This window comes from Mesorhizobium sp. M0587 (genome assembly GCF_040320945.1).
In the GTDB taxonomy this organism is placed as follows: Bacteria; Pseudomonadota; Alphaproteobacteria; order Rhizobiales; family Rhizobiaceae; genus Mesorhizobium.
Genome location: NZ_JAMYQP010000015.1, coordinates 113561 through 131756, shown reverse-complemented (window position 1 = coordinate 131756; position 18196 = coordinate 113561). Strand labels below are relative to the sequence as shown.

Annotated in this window: 14 protein-coding genes; 10 read left to right on the top strand and 4 right to left on the bottom strand. The window is 64.1% G+C overall.

Annotated features, from left to right (window positions below):
- Window positions 1–122: 122 nt before the first annotated feature.
- The 3 genes from NKI49_RS16280 to ftsZ form a co-directional block, all read right to left on the bottom strand.
- On the bottom strand, window positions 123–1394 hold the full coding sequence (locus NKI49_RS16280) for an ABC transporter substrate-binding protein (RefSeq protein WP_352598877.1): 1272 nt from the start codon (window positions 1392–1394) through the stop codon (window positions 123–125).
- Window positions 1395–1430: 36 nt separating this feature from the next.
- On the bottom strand, window positions 1431–2474 hold the full coding sequence (locus NKI49_RS16275; protein ID WP_352598879.1) for a substrate-binding domain-containing protein: 1044 nt from the start codon (window positions 2472–2474) through the stop codon (window positions 1431–1433).
- Between the two features lie 208 nt (window positions 2475–2682).
- Complete coding sequence (ftsZ, locus tag NKI49_RS16270; protein WP_352598881.1) at window positions 2683–3717, bottom strand: cell division protein FtsZ; 1035 nt, start codon at window positions 3715–3717, stop codon at window positions 2683–2685.
- A gap of 354 nt (window positions 3718–4071) precedes the next feature.
- Between ftsZ and NKI49_RS16265 the strand changes: the two genes are divergently transcribed.
- The 8 genes from NKI49_RS16265 (at window position 4072) to fhuB (ending at window position 15048) form a co-directional block, all read left to right on the top strand.
- A complete protein-coding gene (locus NKI49_RS16265) occupies window positions 4072–6183 on the top strand; it encodes a N,N-dimethylformamidase beta subunit family domain-containing protein (protein WP_352598883.1) in 2112 nt (703 codons plus the stop codon).
- 145 nt (window positions 6184–6328) lie between these two features.
- Window positions 6329–7027, top strand: coding sequence for a GntR family transcriptional regulator (locus NKI49_RS16260; RefSeq protein ID WP_352598885.1), 699 nt, complete (start codon window positions 6329–6331; stop codon window positions 7025–7027).
- 64 nt (window positions 7028–7091) lie between these two features.
- Entirely contained in the window at window positions 7092–7319 is a 228-nt protein-coding gene (locus NKI49_RS16255; RefSeq protein WP_352598887.1) for a hypothetical protein, read from the top strand.
- Between the two features lie 111 nt (window positions 7320–7430).
- A complete protein-coding gene (locus NKI49_RS16250; protein WP_352598889.1) occupies window positions 7431–8786 on the top strand; it encodes a glutamine synthetase family protein in 1356 nt (451 codons plus the stop codon).
- A gap of 169 nt (window positions 8787–8955) precedes the next feature.
- Window positions 8956–9840 carry a helix-turn-helix domain-containing protein gene (locus NKI49_RS16245; protein WP_352598891.1) on the top strand — a complete coding sequence of 295 codons (885 nt, stop codon included), beginning with the start codon at window positions 8956–8958 and terminating at the stop codon, window positions 9838–9840.
- Between the two features lie 135 nt (window positions 9841–9975).
- Window positions 9976–12159 (top strand): TonB-dependent siderophore receptor, encoded by a 2184-nt coding sequence (locus NKI49_RS16240; protein WP_352695682.1) that lies wholly within the window; start codon window positions 9976–9978, stop codon window positions 12157–12159.
- A gap of 105 nt (window positions 12160–12264) precedes the next feature.
- The gene (locus NKI49_RS16235; protein WP_352598893.1) at window positions 12265–13056 is read left to right on the top strand and encodes an ABC transporter substrate-binding protein; all 792 of its coding nucleotides are present in this window, start codon (window positions 12265–12267) and stop codon (window positions 13054–13056) included.
- A gap of 6 nt (window positions 13057–13062) precedes the next feature.
- Window positions 13063–15048, top strand: a complete 1986-nt coding sequence (gene fhuB / locus NKI49_RS16230; RefSeq protein ID WP_352598895.1) for a Fe(3+)-hydroxamate ABC transporter permease FhuB — start codon at window positions 13063–13065, stop codon at window positions 15046–15048.
- Between the two features lie 15 nt (window positions 15049–15063).
- Here fhuB and NKI49_RS16225 read toward each other — a convergent pair whose 3' ends face one another.
- Entirely contained in the window at window positions 15064–15924 is an 861-nt protein-coding gene (locus NKI49_RS16225) for a MurR/RpiR family transcriptional regulator (RefSeq protein ID WP_352598897.1), read from the bottom strand.
- A gap of 102 nt (window positions 15925–16026) precedes the next feature.
- Between NKI49_RS16225 and murA the strand changes: the two genes are divergently transcribed.
- Together murA and NKI49_RS16215 are read left to right on the top strand one after the other, a co-directional pair.
- Window positions 16027–17283, top strand: coding sequence for a UDP-N-acetylglucosamine 1-carboxyvinyltransferase (gene murA, locus NKI49_RS16220; protein WP_352598899.1), 1257 nt, complete (start codon window positions 16027–16029; stop codon window positions 17281–17283).
- Window positions 17280–18164, top strand: a complete 885-nt coding sequence (locus tag NKI49_RS16215; protein ID WP_352598901.1) for a glucosamine kinase nucleotide-binding domain-containing protein — start codon at window positions 17280–17282, stop codon at window positions 18162–18164. The genes murA and NKI49_RS16215 overlap by 4 nt, the downstream gene beginning before the upstream one ends.
- The last annotated feature ends 32 nt before the right edge of the window (window positions 18165–18196 follow it).

Genomic DNA, 18196 nt, shown 5'->3' with positions numbered 1-18196 from the left:
TCTTCTTTGTTTACACGTGCTCTGGGGTTGTGGTGGGGGGGGGGGGGGGGTCGGGGGGGGGGGGGGCCCCCGGCCCCAAACCCGCGGGGGGCCCCCCCCTCGGGAGGATTCCGGTTGGCTGCCTATTCCACCGGGCAAGCGCCCTGGGATGGTTTGTCGGGTGCCCAGCACGGCGCCTTCGCCTGGTCGATGATCGCCTTGAGCGCCGTCGCCTCTTCGCCAAGCACGCCATGCACGTCCTCGCCGCCGAGAACGATGCGCTCGAAACTGTCGGTGTAGATCTGGTTGAATTTGCCGTCGAGGTCGCCGAGCCCCATCGGCAACAGCGCCGGCAGCGCGTCGGGAGCACCGGTCATGGTGGCGATCGCCGGGCCGAAGGCCTTGACCGAAGCCGGCATGTCGTCGGGCAGCTTGACGTCGGCGACGGGGAAGAAATTGGTCGCCTTCAATGTGGCGATCTGGGTCTCGGGCTTCAGCATGTAGGCGACCACCGCCTTGGCCTTGTCGATATCAGGCGAGGTCTTCGGAATGGCGACGCCGGCCACCACGGGCATGAAGCCACGACCGGCTGGACCGGCCGGCGCCGGGAAAGCGACGAAATCGTCCGGCTTCTTGTTGAAGGCGTCGGCGAGCCGCGCCACGTGATCGAACGCCACCCAGACTTCACCGGTCAAGAGCGGCTCTTGCATGAACGCGTAGTTAGTCGAGTTCGGATTGGTGTACTGCCAAAGCTCCTTGAACTTGTTCCACGCCGTCTCGGCCTCGGCCGAGCGGAATTTGGTCACCATCGAACCGGTGTAGGAGGGATAGAGGAAGCCCTCGAAGAAGCGGTGCTTCAACCCCTTGGGGCCGGCCGGAAAGCCGAATTTCGGCGAACCGGTCTTTTCGGCGATGGTCTTCGACCATTCGATCAGCTGGTCGTAGGTGATGGTGTTGAGATCGACGCCGGCCGGCAGATATTGCAGCGCCTGCTTGTTGGCCGCCATCAGGTAGGTGGCCTGCATCCACGGTATGTATTTCTGCTCGCCGGTGCCGAGCATGCCAAGCTTCTTGTACGCGTCATTGACCTTGACGCCGCCGACATCGACGCCGGACAGATCGACAAGGTTCGCGCCGACGCTGGAGAAGTCGCCATGCAAGCCACCAAGCACGCCGATCGTGCCCGAGCCGGCCTGCAGCTCTGCCTGCAAGCGGGTAAGCCAGGGGCCGGCCTCGGCGACTTGATAGTCGACCGCGCCATCAAACCCCTTCAGCACTTCCTCGCGCATCTTCTGGGTTTCCTCGACCGGGCGCGCCTGCGTCGACCAGAACAATACCTGCTGGGCCTGCGTGCTGCCGGTGGCGACCGACAGGGCCAACACAACGCCAGCCAGTGTCTTAAACGCTTTCATCATGGCCTTCCTCCCTGGATAGGCGCCGTCGCTGCGGCGTCAGTTGCTTGTCTGCGGTGCGGGTCCATGGCTTGCCCGGGCAACGAGTGTCGGCCGGACCAGCCGCGTCAGCGGTGTCGCGGGCCGGTCGGCGACGACTGTGAGCAGCATGTCGGCGATCTCGCGCGCGCACTGGCGGATAGAGGCATCGAAAGTGGTGAGGCCCGGTGGCGCATAGGCCGATGCGGCGATGTTGTCGAAACCGATGACGGAGAGGTCGCGCGGCACGGTCAGGCCGGCGCGGGCGGCCTCCTCCATTACGGTCAGCGCCAGTTCGTCGAACAGGGCGACGACCGCCGTCGGCCTGTCGGGCCCTTGCAGCATCCTGTTGACGGCTTCGATGCGCGCCTCCTGGTCGAAGCGCGGCGCCGTCACCACGTCGAGCCGCACCGATGGATCGCCGCGCCGGGCGATGGCCGCAGCGAGACCGTCCTGCCGCAGATGGCGAAAGGTCATCGGTTCCGAGATGGTCATCAGGCCGAAATGGCGGTGTCCAAGATCGTAGAGCATGTCGAAAGCCTCGCCGAAGGCGTGTGCGCCATCGGTGTCGAGCCAGTTGTAGTCGAAGTCGGCGTCGAGTAGCCGGCCGTGCGCGACGAACGGAAATCCGCGCCTGTTGAGATAGGCGAGGCGCTCATCGGTCTCGGCTATACGCGTGACGACGACGCCATCGGCGCGTCCGGATTCGACGACATGGCGCAGCACCGACAGCTCGGAATGGCCAAGCGCGGCGGTGGCAAGGATAAGGTCGGCGCCATGTGACACCAGCCCTTCGCCGAGCCCGGTAACGAACTCACCGAGAAAGGAATCGACCAGGTTGGGGCCGCGTATCGGCAGCACCAGGCCGACGAAACCGCTGCGGCCGGAAACAAGCGTGCGCGCCGCGGTGTTGGGCACGTAGCCGGCCTGGCGAGCCGCCCTGGCGACACGTTCACGGGTCTTGAGAGCGATCTGCTCATGGCCGGCAAGCGCCCGTGAGACCGTCGTGATCGACAGGTCGAGATTTGCCGCAAGCTCCTTGAGCGTGATGACGCGGGTCGTCATCATTCCTCCGCTGAATGAATTTGAAACGTTTGTAATCAGCTTTCGCGAAAATGCAAACGTTTTAAATTTTGCGGACAGCGTAACCGTCTTCGGTTTCGCTTCTGATGGGAACGGTATCCAACGCATGAGGATTCAGCGCCCCCTGAGGTATCTCTCAGGCAGCCGGCCCGAAAATCACGGGCCGGATCAATGCGGTATTGGGAAGATCCTACTGCAACGTCCGGGCGGCGGACGGCATGGAATGGTCGTGAGCGATGCCATCGGCGTCGCCCGCGCCGAGCGCACGGTCGAGACCGGTCGCCACCACGGAAACCCTGAAGCGACCCTCCATGCTCTTGTCGAAGATCGCGCCGACGATGATATCGGCATCCTCGTAGACCTCCTCGCGAATGCGGGTGGCGGCCTCATCGACCTCGAACAGGGTCATGTCCCTGCCGCCCGATATCGAGACCAGGACGCCCTTGGCGCCCTTCATCGACATCTCATCGAGCAACGGATTGGCGATCGCGGCTTCCGCCGCCTTCATCGCGCGGCCGTCGCCGGACGCCTCGCCGGTTCCCATCATTGCGCGGCCCATGCCTCGCATGACCGATTTGACGTCGGCGAAGTCGAGATTGATCAGGCCTTCCTTGACGATCAGATCGGTGATGCAACTGACGCCGGCATAGAGCACACGGTCGGCAATGACGAAGGCATCGGCGAAGGTGGTCTTGGCGTCGGCGATCCTGAACAGGTTCTGGTTGGGGATCACGATCACCGTGTCGGCGCTTTCGCGCAGCCGCTCGATGCCCTCCTCGGCCATCTGCATGCGGCGCCGGCCCTCGAAGGTGAAAGGCTTGGTGACGACGCCCACAGTCAGAATGCCGGCCTTGCGGGCAGCCTGGGCGATGACCGGCGCAGCGCCGGTTCCCGTGCCGCCGCCCATTCCGGCGGTGACGAAACACATATGCGTGCCGGCCAGATGATCCATGATCTCGTCGAGCGATTCCTCGGCCGCGGCGCGGCCAATCTCGGGTAGCGACCCGGCACCCAGGCCTTCGGTCACGTGGGCGCCAAGCTGGATCAGCCTGGTCGCCTTGGACATGGTCAGCGCCTGGGCATCGGTGTTGGCGGCAATGAACTCGGTGCCTTCCAGCCGTTCCGCGATCATGTTGTTGATCGCGTTGCCGCCGCCGCCGCCCACGCCGACGACGGTGATCTTCGGTCTCATCTCGGAGATCTCGGGCTTCTTGAACTCCGCCATGCCGTTTTCTCCTTCGTCAATTGCGCGCGCTTCACGACCCACCCACAACTGCCCTGGGGACATTGCAATCGAGCGGCGTGACGCGAATCAGTCCGTTCGGATGGGTACCTCAAAAAGCCAGAGAGCGGCCAGAGGTGCAAGTGCGGGAACGGTCAAGAATTGTGATGAAGAGGCCGCCCCGTGCCGCCGCCTCGTCCAGACCTCGCCATGGCGCGCGATCCGACTGGATGGGGGCGGTCGCAAAACGCTGGATCCTCCCGTAGTGTGAATGGAAAACAGGGGTACGAGGGAATTGACGAACTTGCCGTCCAGAAGATTGCGCCGACCGGTATCGCGGCGCGGAGTTCCATCGAGATGAAACGTCCAGTCGATCATGGCGCCATGGCCGTTTCAGGATACACCGTGCCCTGGCACGCGTCGGCCGGAACGTCCGTCGCCCTCCACCTCTCTTCATCGCAGCAGGTGCGTAGCGTGGCGATCGTGCGGCTCGACACGCCCTCGGCCGGGTTGATGGATTGGCACATCGAGCCAACCGGAAATGTCCCGTCGCATCGCGATTTCGATCATGGCTCCTTCCTGAAGATCGCCGCGCCGGAACTCGCCAAGGCCAGTGAAATCAGCGGCGTCGCCTTCGAAGTGTATCTGACCCGCAATGATGGTGTCCGCGTGCTTTTCGAGAGCGATTGGTTGCAGCTTCAGCTGCAGGATGAACGACTGACCGTCAGCCGCGACGGCGAGGCGCTTCCAACCGGCGAAAGGCTGCCGACAAACACTTGGCTGGCCGTCGAGATTTCTTCCGATGACGGAGGGACAGTCCTCCAGATCAGCTCGGACGACCTGCTGGCGCCGTTTCGCCTGCATCGTCAATTCGCTCTGCCGTGGCGGCCTCCGTCTGGCGACCTGCTGTTCGGCGCGAGCGCGGCAAACGATGTCAGATCCCTGAACGCCAAGTTCGCAGCGATCTCACTGCAAACCACGACCGGACGCGTCGCCTGGACCTTTCCCACATTGCTGCCGAGCGGGCCGCTCGCCTCGACGGGCGGGCATGGCGTTCTCTTGCTGGAAACGGTCAACCAACCGGCGTTCTGCATGACCTCGCGGCGCTGGGACGGGTCCAGTTTCGATCCCCGGCTGGTGCCATCCCACTACGACGCGGTGCATTGCCATGACGACGACATGGGACCGTTGCAGTGGCCGGCCTCGTATCATCTTCATGTGCCTGCCGAGGCGCCCGCCGGCGTCTATGCCTTCGAGATCGGCCATGATGGCGGATCGGAGCGCATCGTCTTCTTCATCACCTCGTCGGCTCGCAAGGCGCCGCTGTTGTTCCTGGTGCCGACGGCAACCTATCTCGCCTACGCGGACGAATTCCTGCCGGCGCATCTCTATGAATGGCGGTGCGACGATCGCGGCCATCGCTTCGCGATCGATAACAAGCTGAAATCGCTCTATGATTATCATAGCGACCTCAGCGGCGTGTCGATCTGTTCCTACAGGAAGCCCAAGGCGACGCTGCGCGACGACTACAATTATCCGCTTTGCGGATGCCCGCACAACCTGCCCGTCGACCTGCACCTGCTGCGCTTCTGCCACGACAACGGCATCGCCTTCGATCTCATCACAGATCATGACCTGCATGAGCGCGGCCTCGCGGGCCTGCGGGACTACCGGGCTGTCGTCACCGGCAGCCATCCCGAATACATGTCGGTCGAGATGGAACATGCGTTGCGCCGGTTCGCCGCAGATGGCGGCAGCATTGCCTATCTTGGTGGCAATGGTTTTGCCGGCAAGGTCGCGTTCCAGGACGATTTGATGGAACTGCGCCGCTCGCCGCTCGAGGCGGGCCGCACCTGGGATGGACCGGTCGCCGAACAATCGCTGTCGATCACCAACCAGCCGGGCGGCTATCTTCGCGCCAGCGGGCGCGGCGAATTCTCGCTGACCGGCGTCGCCATTTCGCTGATGGGGTTTGACGGCGCACGTCCTTTCACGCGGACTCCGCAAAGCCACGAACCGCCGGCCGCCTGGCTGTTCGAGGGCGTCGACAACGAGACCTTCGGCGACGAGGGCATCGTGCTCGGCGGAGCAGCCGGCTACGAGATCGACGCCACGGATCCGCATCTTGGCACATCGCCCGATACGATAGTCATTGCGCGTGCAACCGGCTTTCCGGACAGTTTCGTCCATGATGCGACGCGCTGGTACGAAGGCGGAGCGAACGAATATGCTGCACGCCGCTGCGCGGAGATGACGCTGCGCCATCTTCCGTCAGGCGGTTTGATCTTCTGCGCGAGTTCAGTCGCCTGGTGCGGCGCCTTGCCGACCGGCGATGCGATGAACGATGTCGGCAGGATCACGATGAATTTGCTGACACGCCTGGCGGCGGCAGAGAACCAGCCGGCGCTGGATCGACCGCGACAGAGCGCCGGCGCGAACGGCCTCGCCACCGGCGAACCCTTCCGGTGACCGGCTGGGTTGCAGCGCAACGATCGAAGCGTCTATCATGTGCTCCATAATCGACTTCGGCGTCCGCCGTGTTGGCCAACCAAGATTACCCGCGACGAATGTCGCCAAGGTAGATTTCAGAACGAATGAAGTAGCGCGCCCGCCAATGGCCGACAGAACACAATTCGGCTTGACCGCCGTCGACACCGTGCCCCTGCATGAGAAAGTCTACCTGGAGCTTGTACGGGCGCTGATGTCCGGCCAGTTCACGCCTGGCCAGAAACTGACCTCACGAAAGCTCGCCAGGGAGCTCGGGACCAGCGACATGCCGGTGCGCAGCGCCTTCATGCGCCTGCAGGCGCTGCGCGCGCTAAGCCCAATGCCGAACGGCAGCGTCGAGGTGCCGGTGATATCGGCGGAACGGTTCTCGCAGTTGACCGCGGTGCGGACGATCCTCGAAGGCTCGGCGACGGAGCTTGCGACAAACCTCATCAACGGCAACAACCTGCGGACGATCCGACGCCACTGCACCGAGCTGACCATGGCGGCCCGCAAGGGCGACATAGACGACTATCTGAGGAAGAACTACCACTTCAAATTCTCGATCTATCGCCATTGCGGCAACGAGCAGATGATCTTTCTTATCGAGACGGTGTGGATGCAGGTCGGCCCATTTCTGCGAAACCTCGCCATGGGTTTCGAGGACGATCTCGCCTCGATCCTCGACATCGACTACCACGAAGAGGTCGTCGCCGCGATCGAGGCCCAGGACGGAGAGCGCGCCCGCGCGGCGATCGTTCGCGACATCGACGAGGGTGCGGCGCATATCCTGCGGCACGCCAGATTTCCGGAAGGAAGGAACTAGGATCACCAACGTCGTCATCGCTGGGCGGAGCAGGAGCAAAGCGACGCCGCGGAGACCACGATCGATGTCGCAGCCAGTCGCCGAGGCAAGCGCTCCGCCGATGCAAGCACAACCGGCCCGTCAAAGCTTCTGCCGGGAACTGAGGCATCAGCTCAAGGCCAAGGCGGGCCCCGACATCACAGCTCGAAATAGCCTTGGCTTTCCGGCTTCTTACCTCTATGTTGCGATCGCAGATCGCGCAATTGGTTTTGAAATGCCTCCCGATATCCCAGTTAATGACTTGAAAAAATAGGAAAAACGTTCCGGCTGCGGCCAGATGCGGGTTCCGAAAACTCACAAGCATTCTTACCAGGGATAGCACAGCCAGTAGGACTGAGGCGCCTTCGAAACCAGAGGTTAGAAATTGAGCGATGCAATTGCGGACGTTCTGAGCTGGCTCGACAGCAGAAGCGAAATCCAGAGCCTGAGGGCGGCGGTGTGCGACCTCAACGGCATCATGCGCGGCAAGCGTATTCCGGTCGAGCAGGCACGCAAGGCGCTGGAAGGCAAGCTGCGCATGCCCTATTCGCTGATCGGCCTCGATGTCTGGGGCGAGGACATCGAAGGCAATACGCTGGTCTTTTCGACCGGCGATGCCGACGGGCTTTGCCAATGGACGGGACGCGGCATCCTGCCGGTGGTCTGGACGGCGCATCCGACGGCGCTCGTCCCGCTTTGGCTCGCCGACGAAGCCGGCGCACCCTATCTGGGCGATCCACGCCGCGCGCTGGCCCGTATCCTCGACCGCTACAAGGCGCTCGGCCTGACCCCGGTCGCTGCCACCGAACTCGAATTCTATCTGGTCGATCCGCAATCGCAGCGACCGGTCGGGCCTGTCTCGCCGGTAACCGGACGCCGTCTCGATTCCGATGCGGCGTTGTCGATCGACGAGATCGACGATTTCGAAGCCTTCATCCATGATGTCTACGAAGCCTGCCGGGCCCAAGGCATTCCCGTCGATACCGCCATCGCCGAAAATGGCGTCGGCCAGTTCGAGATCAACCTGAACCACGTCGCGGACGCCTTGCGGGCGGCCGACGATGCGGTGCTCTTCAAGCGCACGGTGAAGGGTATTGCCCGCAAGCACGGCTTTGCCGCCTGCTTCATGGCCAAACCCTATGGCGACCGCGCCGGCAACGGCTTTCACGTTCATTTCAGCCTGCTCGACGCCGAAGGACGCAACATCTTCGACGACGGCACGGATCAGGGTTCGGAGATCATGCGTCATGCGGTCGGCGGCCTGCTCGCGGCGATGGCCGAGAGCACGCTGGTGTTCGCACCACACTTCAATTCGTACCGCAGGCTTCGTCCGAGATCCTACGCGCCGACCGCGGTCGCCTGGGGTTACGAGAACCGCATGGTCGCGATCCGCATTCCCGGCGGCCCGACCGGCGCGCGCCGCATCGAGCATCGCGTATCGGGAGCGGACGCCAATCCCTATCTGGTGCTTGCGGCCATATTGGGCGCGGCACTGATCGGCATTGAAAGACAGCTATCGCCCGGCGATCCGACCGGCAGCGATGGCCAGGGACTTCCGCCTGCAAAGCTGCCGCCGGACTGGGCCTCCGCCATTGCCGCCTTTGAAAGCGGGGCGCATGTGGCGGAGATCTTTCCAGCGATCCTGCGCGACTCCTTCATCGCCTGCAAACGCCAGGAGCTGAACACGTTCGCCCTCAATGTCAGCGACTTCGAGATCGAGACCTATCTCGAGAGCGTGTAGGTCCGACGGCGCCCTGATGCTCTCGCCGCCGAAGAGCATTGGCGCAGATCCAGAGAATTTGGAGACGGTACAAAACGATCGGGGCTTGCGACGCCGACCGATCATAAATATGATTATTTTTATCATGTATACTCGAGAGTGACTCGTTCCCGATATAGGAAACCAGGACTTGACCTTCATTCCACGCATGGAGAGCCGCATTGAGGGCTTTTCGGTCATCGGCGACCTGAAATGGCACGTCTGGGACGGCGTGGTCGCCGACCTCTGGGATGTTTCATGCGGTGATGGGGCCGAGGGTCATTACATTTCTCCCGACCCCCGGCTGTTTGTCGCGCTCGATGTCGACGGCGGCGGCGCTTTCTTCGTCGACGGCGTCGAGGGCGGACAGCGCCGTCACGACCAGGCATTTTCCATGGCCTACATACCGGCCGGAGTGCCGATCCGCGCCCGGGTCGAGGGGCTGCGCCGGATCCGGCATCTCGACCTGCATTTCGACGCGGCGACGCTGACGCGCCGCTTCGGCCGCAGCCTCGATCGCGAAGCCTTGCAGATCTCGCGCTTCCAGTTTCGCGACGACCGCATCGCCATGCTCGCAGGCCTCATCGCCGCCGAATGCGACAATGATCGGCCGCTGCATGATCTCTATGGCGAGGGCCTGCTCGATGCCTTGTTCGCAAGCCTTTTCCAGATCGATCCGCCGAGTGCCGTCAGGCGTCGGTCACCGCTGTCGCGTCGCAAGCTGCGTCTCGTCACCGAGTACATAGACGCGCATTGCCTGGACAGGATCCGCCTTGCCGATCTTGCCGCGCTTACCGGCCTGTCCGAAACCGCCATCAGCCATGCCTTCAAGGCAGCAACTGGCCTGCCGCCGCATCGCTGGCAGATGCAGGCGCGGGTCGGCAAGGTGAAGGCAATGATGGCGCATGACACCGCCTCGCTTGGCGACATCGCCGAGGCGACCGGTTTTTTCGACCAGGCGCATCTGACGCGCGTGTTCAAGTCGGTGGTCGGACTGACGCCGGGCGCGTGGATGAGGAGCGCCAGTCGTCAGTGACATTTCCGCAACATGGCGCGGTGATGTCCCTTGTTTGGACAAGAATGAACAAGCCGCCCAAATCCATCCAATGACCCGCAGATAAGTTGAGATAATGATCAAGTATCTCAATGTCGACAGGCGGGGACTTTTCGTATGAACAGAACTTACCGGATGAAGTCGCTTCTGGCAGCCGGTGTCGCCGCGGTCGCGATGACCCCGCCGACGGCCGCGCTCGCGCAGCAAACCAGCACTCAGCTGGAACCGGTGGTGGTCGAGGGTGAATCGGGAGACGGCGCGACCGGGCCGGTCAACGGCGTCGTCGCCAAGAAGACCAGGACCGGCTCCAAGACGGCCACCGAAATCAAGGATATCCCCCAATCCGTCTCGGTGGTCGGTCGGCAAGAGATCGATGACCAAGGTGCGCAGAAGGCGGACGAGGCACTGCGCTACACGGCCGGCGTCTTCGCACAGCCCTTCGGCCCGGACAGCGACACCAACTGGCTTTTCATCCGCGGCTTTCAGGCGACAGCCACCGGCACCTACATGGATGGGCTGCAGCTGTTCAGCTACGGCTTCGGCGGCTTCTACGTCGACAGCTTCGGGCTGGAGCGCATCGAAGTGCTGAAGGGCCCGGCCTCGGTGCTCTATGGCGGCAGCAATCCCGGCGGCCTGGTCAACTATGTCAGCAGACGGCCGGACTTCGAACGCAAGCGCTATGTCGAAACCGGCGTCAACGATGCCGGCAATGTCTATCTCGGCTTCGACATTGGCGACGTCGCCAACAGTGGCGCGGTCAGTTATCGGATGACGGGCAAGGTCGCCGGCGGCGACACCTATAGCGACCTGCAAAATGGCTGGCGCGGCTTCATCTCGCCAAGCATCACCTGGAAGCCGGACGAAGCAACCACGCTGACCATTCTGGCCAATTACAGCCACATCGACGAGAACCACAATGGCGGCAGCTTCCTGCCCTACGAAGGAACCGTCGTCGATCGGATTGTCGGCGGTGTGAACTACGGCCGCATCGACTCCGATGCGAACTTCACCGAACCCAGCATCGATCTCTACAAGCGCGAACAGGGCTCGGTCGGCTACGAGTTCGAGCACACTTTCGACAATGACTGGACGGTGCGCTCCAACGCCCGCTTCACCGCCGCCGACATCAATGAGGTCAGCGTCTATCCGAACGGCTGGTCACTCACCGGAGGGCCTACCGATCTGGCGCGCATAAATTTCGACCATGACACGCAGGCGAAGACGTTTCTTGCCGACAACCAGATCGAGGGCAAGGTAGTGACCGGTCCGGTCGAACATACGATCCTGGCCGGTCTCGACTTCAAATATTACAACATCGACCAGGTCCAGTCCTCAGGCCTCTACGATCCCACCTATGACAATCCCATTGACGCCTTCCACCCGGCATACGGCTCGCCGCTGACCCCACGCGTCAGCTACCTCAACCAGAACCTGACACAGAAGCAGCTTGGCTTCTATGCACAGGACCAGTTGCGTTTCGGCGATGGCTGGCTGGTGACGTTGAACGGCCGCTATGACCGTGGCTGGCTCGGTGCCGATAACGGCCCCACATATTATTCGGCGAGCTCCAGCACGCAGAGCAGCACGGTCGGCGATTTCTCCGGCCGTGCCGGCCTGGCCTATGAATTCGCCAACGGCGTAACCCCCTACGCCAGCATCGCCACCTTCTTCAATCCGATCATCGGCACCGACGCCATGGGCAATCTGTTCAAGCCCGAAGAGGGCACGCAATACGAGGTCGGCGTCAAATACGTGCCGACCTTTGTCGACGGCCTGTTCACCCTGTCGCTGTTCGACCTGACCCGTCAGAATGTGCCTTCGAACGTCACTCTCTTCACACAGATGCAGACCGGTGAGGTGCGTTCGCGCGGCATTGAACTCGAAGGCAAGGTAAACCTGACCGATGATTTCCGGGTCACAGGTGCATTCACAGCCTACGACATCGATATCACCAAGGACGCCAATCCGGCGCTTATCGGCAAGACGCCCTTCATCGTCCCCGAAGTGATGGCCTCTGCCTCGGTCGACTACACGTTGCGTGGCGACTGGTATGACGGGATCTCGATCGGCGGCGGCGTTCGCTATATCGGCTCCTCATGGGCCGACAACGAGAACACGGCGAAGGTTCCGGCCGTCGCTCTGGCCGACCTGAAGCTCGGCTACGAGAAAGAGAGCTGGGGCGTCGATTTGAACATCACCAACCTCTTCGACAAGACCTATGTGTCGAGTTGCCAGACGACGCTGACGTGCAGCTACGGCGAAGGCCGTTCGTTCAAGCTGAAGGCGCACACAAGTTGGTAGTCCGTTGCCAAACCCGCCAGCGATGATCCATCCGCCCAACCGACGGCAGGTGCTTGCGCTGGCGGCCGCGGCTCTGCTACCGCCGATGCAGCCAACGCAGCGCCGATGCGCGTTGCCGCGATCGACTGGGGCATGCTGGAGACCTTGCTGGCGCTCGGCATCGAGCCGGTGGCGGCGACCGAACTCATCCAGTTCCGCAAACTGGCGGCGGAGCCGGCCGTTCCCCAGCCGGTGACCGACCTCGGGCTGCGCGGCGCGCCCAACTACGAACTGCTGCGTATCATCGCTCCGGATCTGATCGTCATCTCCAATTTCTACGAATATCAGCGTTCGATGCTCGAACGTATCGCGCCGGTGTTTGCGCAAGCGGTTTACGAGGCCGGGGTGTCGCCCTATGCGCTCGCCGAGGCATCAACGCTGGCACTCGGCGAAAAGCTCGGACGACAGGCCGAAGCGAAGCGTTGCGTCGATGAGGCGGCCGATGAAATCGCGCGGCTTAGCACTGCCTTGCCATCGTCGGGGCGGCCGGTCTTCATCATCAGCCTCGGCGACTCCAGGCATTTCCGCGCCTTCGGCCGCGATGCCATGTTCGGCGATGTGCTGATCCGTCTCGGCCTCGCCAATGCCTGGACCGACGAGACAAGCTACAGCGCTGCAGCCCCAGTCGGGCTGGAGGCCCTGGCGCGTGAGCCCGATGCGTCGATCCTGATCGTCTCGCCGCTGCCGGCAGATGTCGGGCGTTCAATTCCGACAAATGCCTTGTGGAACGCACTGCCGGCTGTCAGCCAGGGGCGCGTTGCGGTGCTGGAACCGATCAACCATTTCGGCTGCCTGCCGTCGGCACGCCGCTTCGCACGCTTGGCGACGGCGGCGCTTGCCGTGCAGGGCCATGGCTAAGCCGCGATGACCCATCGCGCTACCATCGCACTGTCGCCGATCGCCTTGTGGGGCCTCCTCGCAATGGTGGCCTCATTCCTGCTCGCATGGCGCGTCGGCATGCAGTGGCCGGCCGCGCTGCCGGGCGACGGCGTCGATCTCGACCGTGTCATCCTGCTCTACAGCACACTGCCGCGCGCCGCGGTGGCGGTACTGGCGGGCGCTGTGCTCGGCCTCTCCGGCCTGCTGCTACAACATGTGCTGCGCAACCCGTTGGCCGAGCCGTCGACGCTCGGCATTTCGGCCGGCGCGCAGTTGGCCATGACAATCGCCTCGCTCTACGCCCCGTTGCTGATGGAGCGGTCGCAAGGGTTGATCGCCTTTGCCGGTGGCATCGCCGCGGTGCTGCTGGTGCTGGCGTTGACCTGGCGGCGCGGGCTGGAGCCGGTCTCCGTCGTGCTTGCCGGAATGATGGTGGCGCTGACCGCCAGTTCCGTCAGCGCCGCCCCGATCCTCGCCAACGGCGATTATCTGTTCTCGCTGTTCATCTGGGGCGGCGGATCGCTGGTCCAGCAGGATTGGGGGCCGGCCATGGCGCTAATGGCCAGGCTGGCGGCCGGCGCTGTCGCGGCGCTGATGCTGCTGCGGCCTCTGACAATCCTTGGCCTCGACGACGCCTCGGCGCGCGGCCTCGGCGTCGCCCGTCACAGCAGCCGCTTCCTTATCATCGCTCTTGCGGTGTGGATGGCGACCACCGTCGCGGCGCAAGTCGGCGTGATCGGTTTCGTCGGCCTTGCGGCGCCAGCACTGGCCACGCTCTCAGGCGCACGCACCTTGCGGCAGAAGCTGATCGCTGCGCCGCTGATCGGCGCCTTGCTGCTGTGGCTGACGGACGGATTGGTGCAACTGGCTGCCGGGTCCGGTGGCGAACGCATTCCGACCGGTGCCGGCACGGCACTTCTGGGCGGTCCCCTGCTGCTCTGGTTGTTGCCACGGCTGCGCATGTTGGAATGGCCGCATCTCGGCTCCATCGGTGCCGCGCCGCGCAAGGCCGAGCGGCCATGGCTGATCATCCTGCTCCTGCTTGCGCTGACGCTTGCCGGCGCTGCCGTGGCGCTCATTGTCGGGCGCGGCCCGGTGGGCTGGTCGATTGCCAGCGGCGATATGCTGGCCGACCTCGCCGCCTGGCGCGCGCCTCGGATCGGCGTGGCGGCCGCCGCCGGAGCCATGCTTGCGGCGGCAGGCGTCGTTATCCAACGGGTCACCGGCAATCCACTGGCAAGCCCCGAAGTGCTGGGTGTCGGCACTGGCGCCGGTGCCGGCCTGACCGCCGTGCTGATGGTCGACGCCACTGCCGGGCTCGGCTGGCAACTCGCCGGATCCGGCCTTGGCGCACTCGCGGCATTGATCGCCATGCTGGCCATCGCCGCGCGGGCAAAGTTCGGCACCGAGCGGCTGCTGCTTGCCGGCATCGCCATGAGCGCGCTGTGTAGTGCTGCGATTACCGCGACGATCGCGATGGGCAATGCGCAGTCCTATGTGCTGCTGCGCTGGCTGAGCGGCTCGACCGGCCAGGCGACCGCCCTCGACGCATGGATAATACTGGCCTGCCTGCTGCCGCTGACGCTGCCGCTATTCCTTGCCGCGCGCTGGCTCGACATCCTGCCGCTTGGGCCCGACAGCGCGCGCGGGCTGGGCGTTCCGCTTGCCGGCGGCCGGCTGATGCTGATCGTTGTCGCTGCGCTCCTGACCGCGCTGGCCGCCATGGTCGTCGGGCCGCTGAGCTTTGTTGGATTGATCGCGCCGCACCTTGCCCGGTTCGTCGGCTTCTCCCGTGCAAATGTCCATCTTGCAGCGGCAATGCTACTCGGCACGCTGCTGATGATCGTATCGGACTGGTTGTCGCGCATGGTGGCCTTTCCATACGAACTTCCGGCCGGCCTGTTCGCCTCGCTGCTTGGCGGGCCGTATCTTGTCTATTTGCTTGCCAGGGGCGTGCCGCGCCAAGGCTGACGCGGTCCGGACATGCTACGACGGCCGCTCGGCCTTCAGCACCGAGACCGCCGCTTCGCTGTTGTGGACATACTCGTTGGCATCCGGCTGCCTCTGCACCATCAGGATGAACAGCAGATCGGTCAACGCCAGCTGCGCGTCGCGCGCGGTTATGGACGACGAGCGCGCGCGCTCTTCATCGGCGATGGTGTAGAGGAGGATATCCGCGACGCGGCCCAGCGGATTGTCGTGCAGGCCGGTGACGGCGATCACCATCGTACCGCGCTTGCTGGCAAGCTCGGCGATGCGCAAGGTTTCGATGCTGGCGCCGGAATAGGAGAGCGCGAAAAGGACGTCATCGGGCCCGAGCGTCGAGGCATTGGCCAACTGTATGTGGCTGTCGCTGTCATGCAGCACGTTACGGCCGAGTTTCATCAGCTTGTAGGAGAAATCGCGCGCCACCAGCGAGGACGCGCCGACGCCGACCAGATGGATGCGGCGCGCGCCATCCAGCAGTTCCAGCGTCCTGGAGATGATCCGATCGCTGTTGGCGGCGACGGTCCGTTGTATCGACAGGAGCTTGCTGCCGATCAGCTTCTTCAGGATGACCTGATGGTTATCGCCGACCTCGATCGACCCGTGGATCACGCCGGCCGGCGCATGCCATTCGCGCGCCTTGGCGTCGCTGATGGCGAGCTTGAGTTCCTGATAGCTGGCATAGCCAAGCTTCTGGCTGAACTTGACGACGCTCGACTGGCTGCGCCCGATCTCGGCCGCCAACGCAGCCGTCGAAAGGCGCAGCATCTGGTCGGGATTGTCGACGATGTACTGGCCGATCTGCCGATCACCAGGCGCCATGCCGTCGAGCTTCGCATTGATCCTGTTCAGAACGGACACGGGATTCTCTCGCTTTCGAGCCAAGGAATAAAATATTCCAATTCCGATTGACAGCCAAGAACGCACAATTAATTCTCGACCTCATCACCAAGGTTTCAGCGCATGGACAGGTTGCGGATCTTCGGCGGGCAGAGATTGGAAGGCGCGGTCACCATATCCGGCGCCAAGAACGCCGCCTTGCCGCAGATAGCGGCCGCCCTGCTCAGCCCCTACCCGCTCGAACTGACGAACCTGCCCGATGTGACGGATGTCGAAAACATGCTGGGCGTGGTGCGGCTTCACGGCGCCGCAGTGACGCGATCGGCCCATGCCGCCACGATCGACACCCGTGCGGCCGTTTCCAAGGAGACGTCCTACGACACGGTGCGGAAAATGCGCGCGACGGTGCTCGTGCTGGCGCCGCTGCTCGCCCGGTTCGGCCATGCGCGGGTCTCGCTGCCGGGCGGCTGCGCGATTGGCGCGCGTCCGGTCGACATGCATGTGGCGGCTCTCGCAGCATTGGGCGCCGAGATCGCCATCGAAAACGGCTCGATCGTCGCATCAGCACCGAACGGACTGACCGGCACCCGCATCGTTCTGAGTTCTCCATCGGTCGGGGCGACGGAAACCGCCATGATGGCGGCCACGACGGCCAAGGGCGAAACCGAAATCCTCAACGCGGCGCGCGAGCCCGAAGTGGCCGACCTCGCCGCTTGCCTCAGTGCCATGGGCGCCCGCATCGAGGGCGCCGGCACGCATCGCATCCTGATCGCCGGCGACACGGACTGGTGCGCGGCCACGCACGACATCATCCCGGATCGCATCGAGGCCGGCACCTACGCCATCGCCGCGGCGATCACCGGCGGCCAACTGGAACTGACGCATGCCCGGCTCGAGCACATGGCCTCGGTGGTGCAATTGCTTGAGGCCACCGGCGTCAGCATCTGGCCAGGCGACCGCGGGCTCATCGTCTCGCGCGAGCGGCCGCTCAAGGCCGTCGACGTCACGACGGAACCCTATCCGGGCTTTCCAACCGACCTCCAGGCGCAGTTCATGGCGCTGATGTGTTGCGCGCAGGGCGCGTCGCTGCTGCGCGAAACCATCTTCGAGAACCGCTTCATGCATGTTCCCGAACTGATGCGGCTCGGCGCCAACATCAAGCTGCAAGGCACCACGGCGCTGGTGCGCGGTGGCGGGAAGCTGCACGGCGCGCAGGTGATGGCCACCGACCTGCGCGCCTCGGTGTCGCTGGTGCTGGCGGCGCTGGTCGCCGAGGGCGAGACCATCATCAACCGCGTCTATCATCTCGACCGCGGCTACGAGCAACTGGACCGCAAGCTCCGCCTGTGCGGCGCCGACATCGAGCGGCTGAGCGCATGAGCAACGGCCGCTCCGACTATTTTCTCGGCGTCGACGGCGGCGGCACCGGATGCCGGGCCCGCATCGAGGATGCGGACGGAACCGTGCTTGGACAGGGCCTATCAGGCCCGGCAACGACCCGGCTCGGCATCGAGGCCGCCTGGGCGTCCGTTGCGAAGGCCTTTGGCGCGGCGATCGAGGAGGCAGGGTTCGGCGCGGTCGAGACCGCCCGGACCCACGCCGGCATCGGCCTTGCCGGCATCGGCCGCAAGGGCGCGCTGGAGGCGTTGCGGGCGATCGCGCATCCCTTTGCCAGCATCGACTTCGTCAGCGACGGCGTCGGCGCCTGCCTTGGCGCGCATTCGGGTCGGGATGGCGGCATCGTCATTGCCGGCACGGGTTCGATCGGCCTCGGCTTCGTCGAGGGGTGCGACCTGCGCGCCGGCGGCTATGGCTTTCCGATCTCCGACGAGGGCAGCGGCGCCGATCTTGGCTTGAAGGCCGTGCAACTGGCGTTGCGCGCCCATGACGGGCGGCATGAGCGGACGGCATTGTTGACGGAGGTCATGCAGCGCTTCGACAGCGACCCGATGCAAGCCGTCGCCTGGATGGATCGCGCCAGCGCCACCGACTATGCGGCCCTGGCGCCGATGGTGATGCGCCATGCCGACCAGGGCGATCCTGTCGGACGGCGCATCGTGCAAAGCGCGGCCGAGCAGATCGACGCGCTGGTGCGGGTTCTGTTCGAAAAGGGCGCGCCGCGCGTGACCTTGCTGGGCGGGCTCGCCAGCCCGCTCGAACCTTGGCTTTCCCCCGATGTCCGACGTCGCCTGAAGCCCGCCGATGGCGATGCGGTTTCCGGGACGATCATTCTTGCCCGCAGGTCGCTCGACAAGCGTTAGCAAGGGAGGAATAATTTATTCCATCCTTCCGT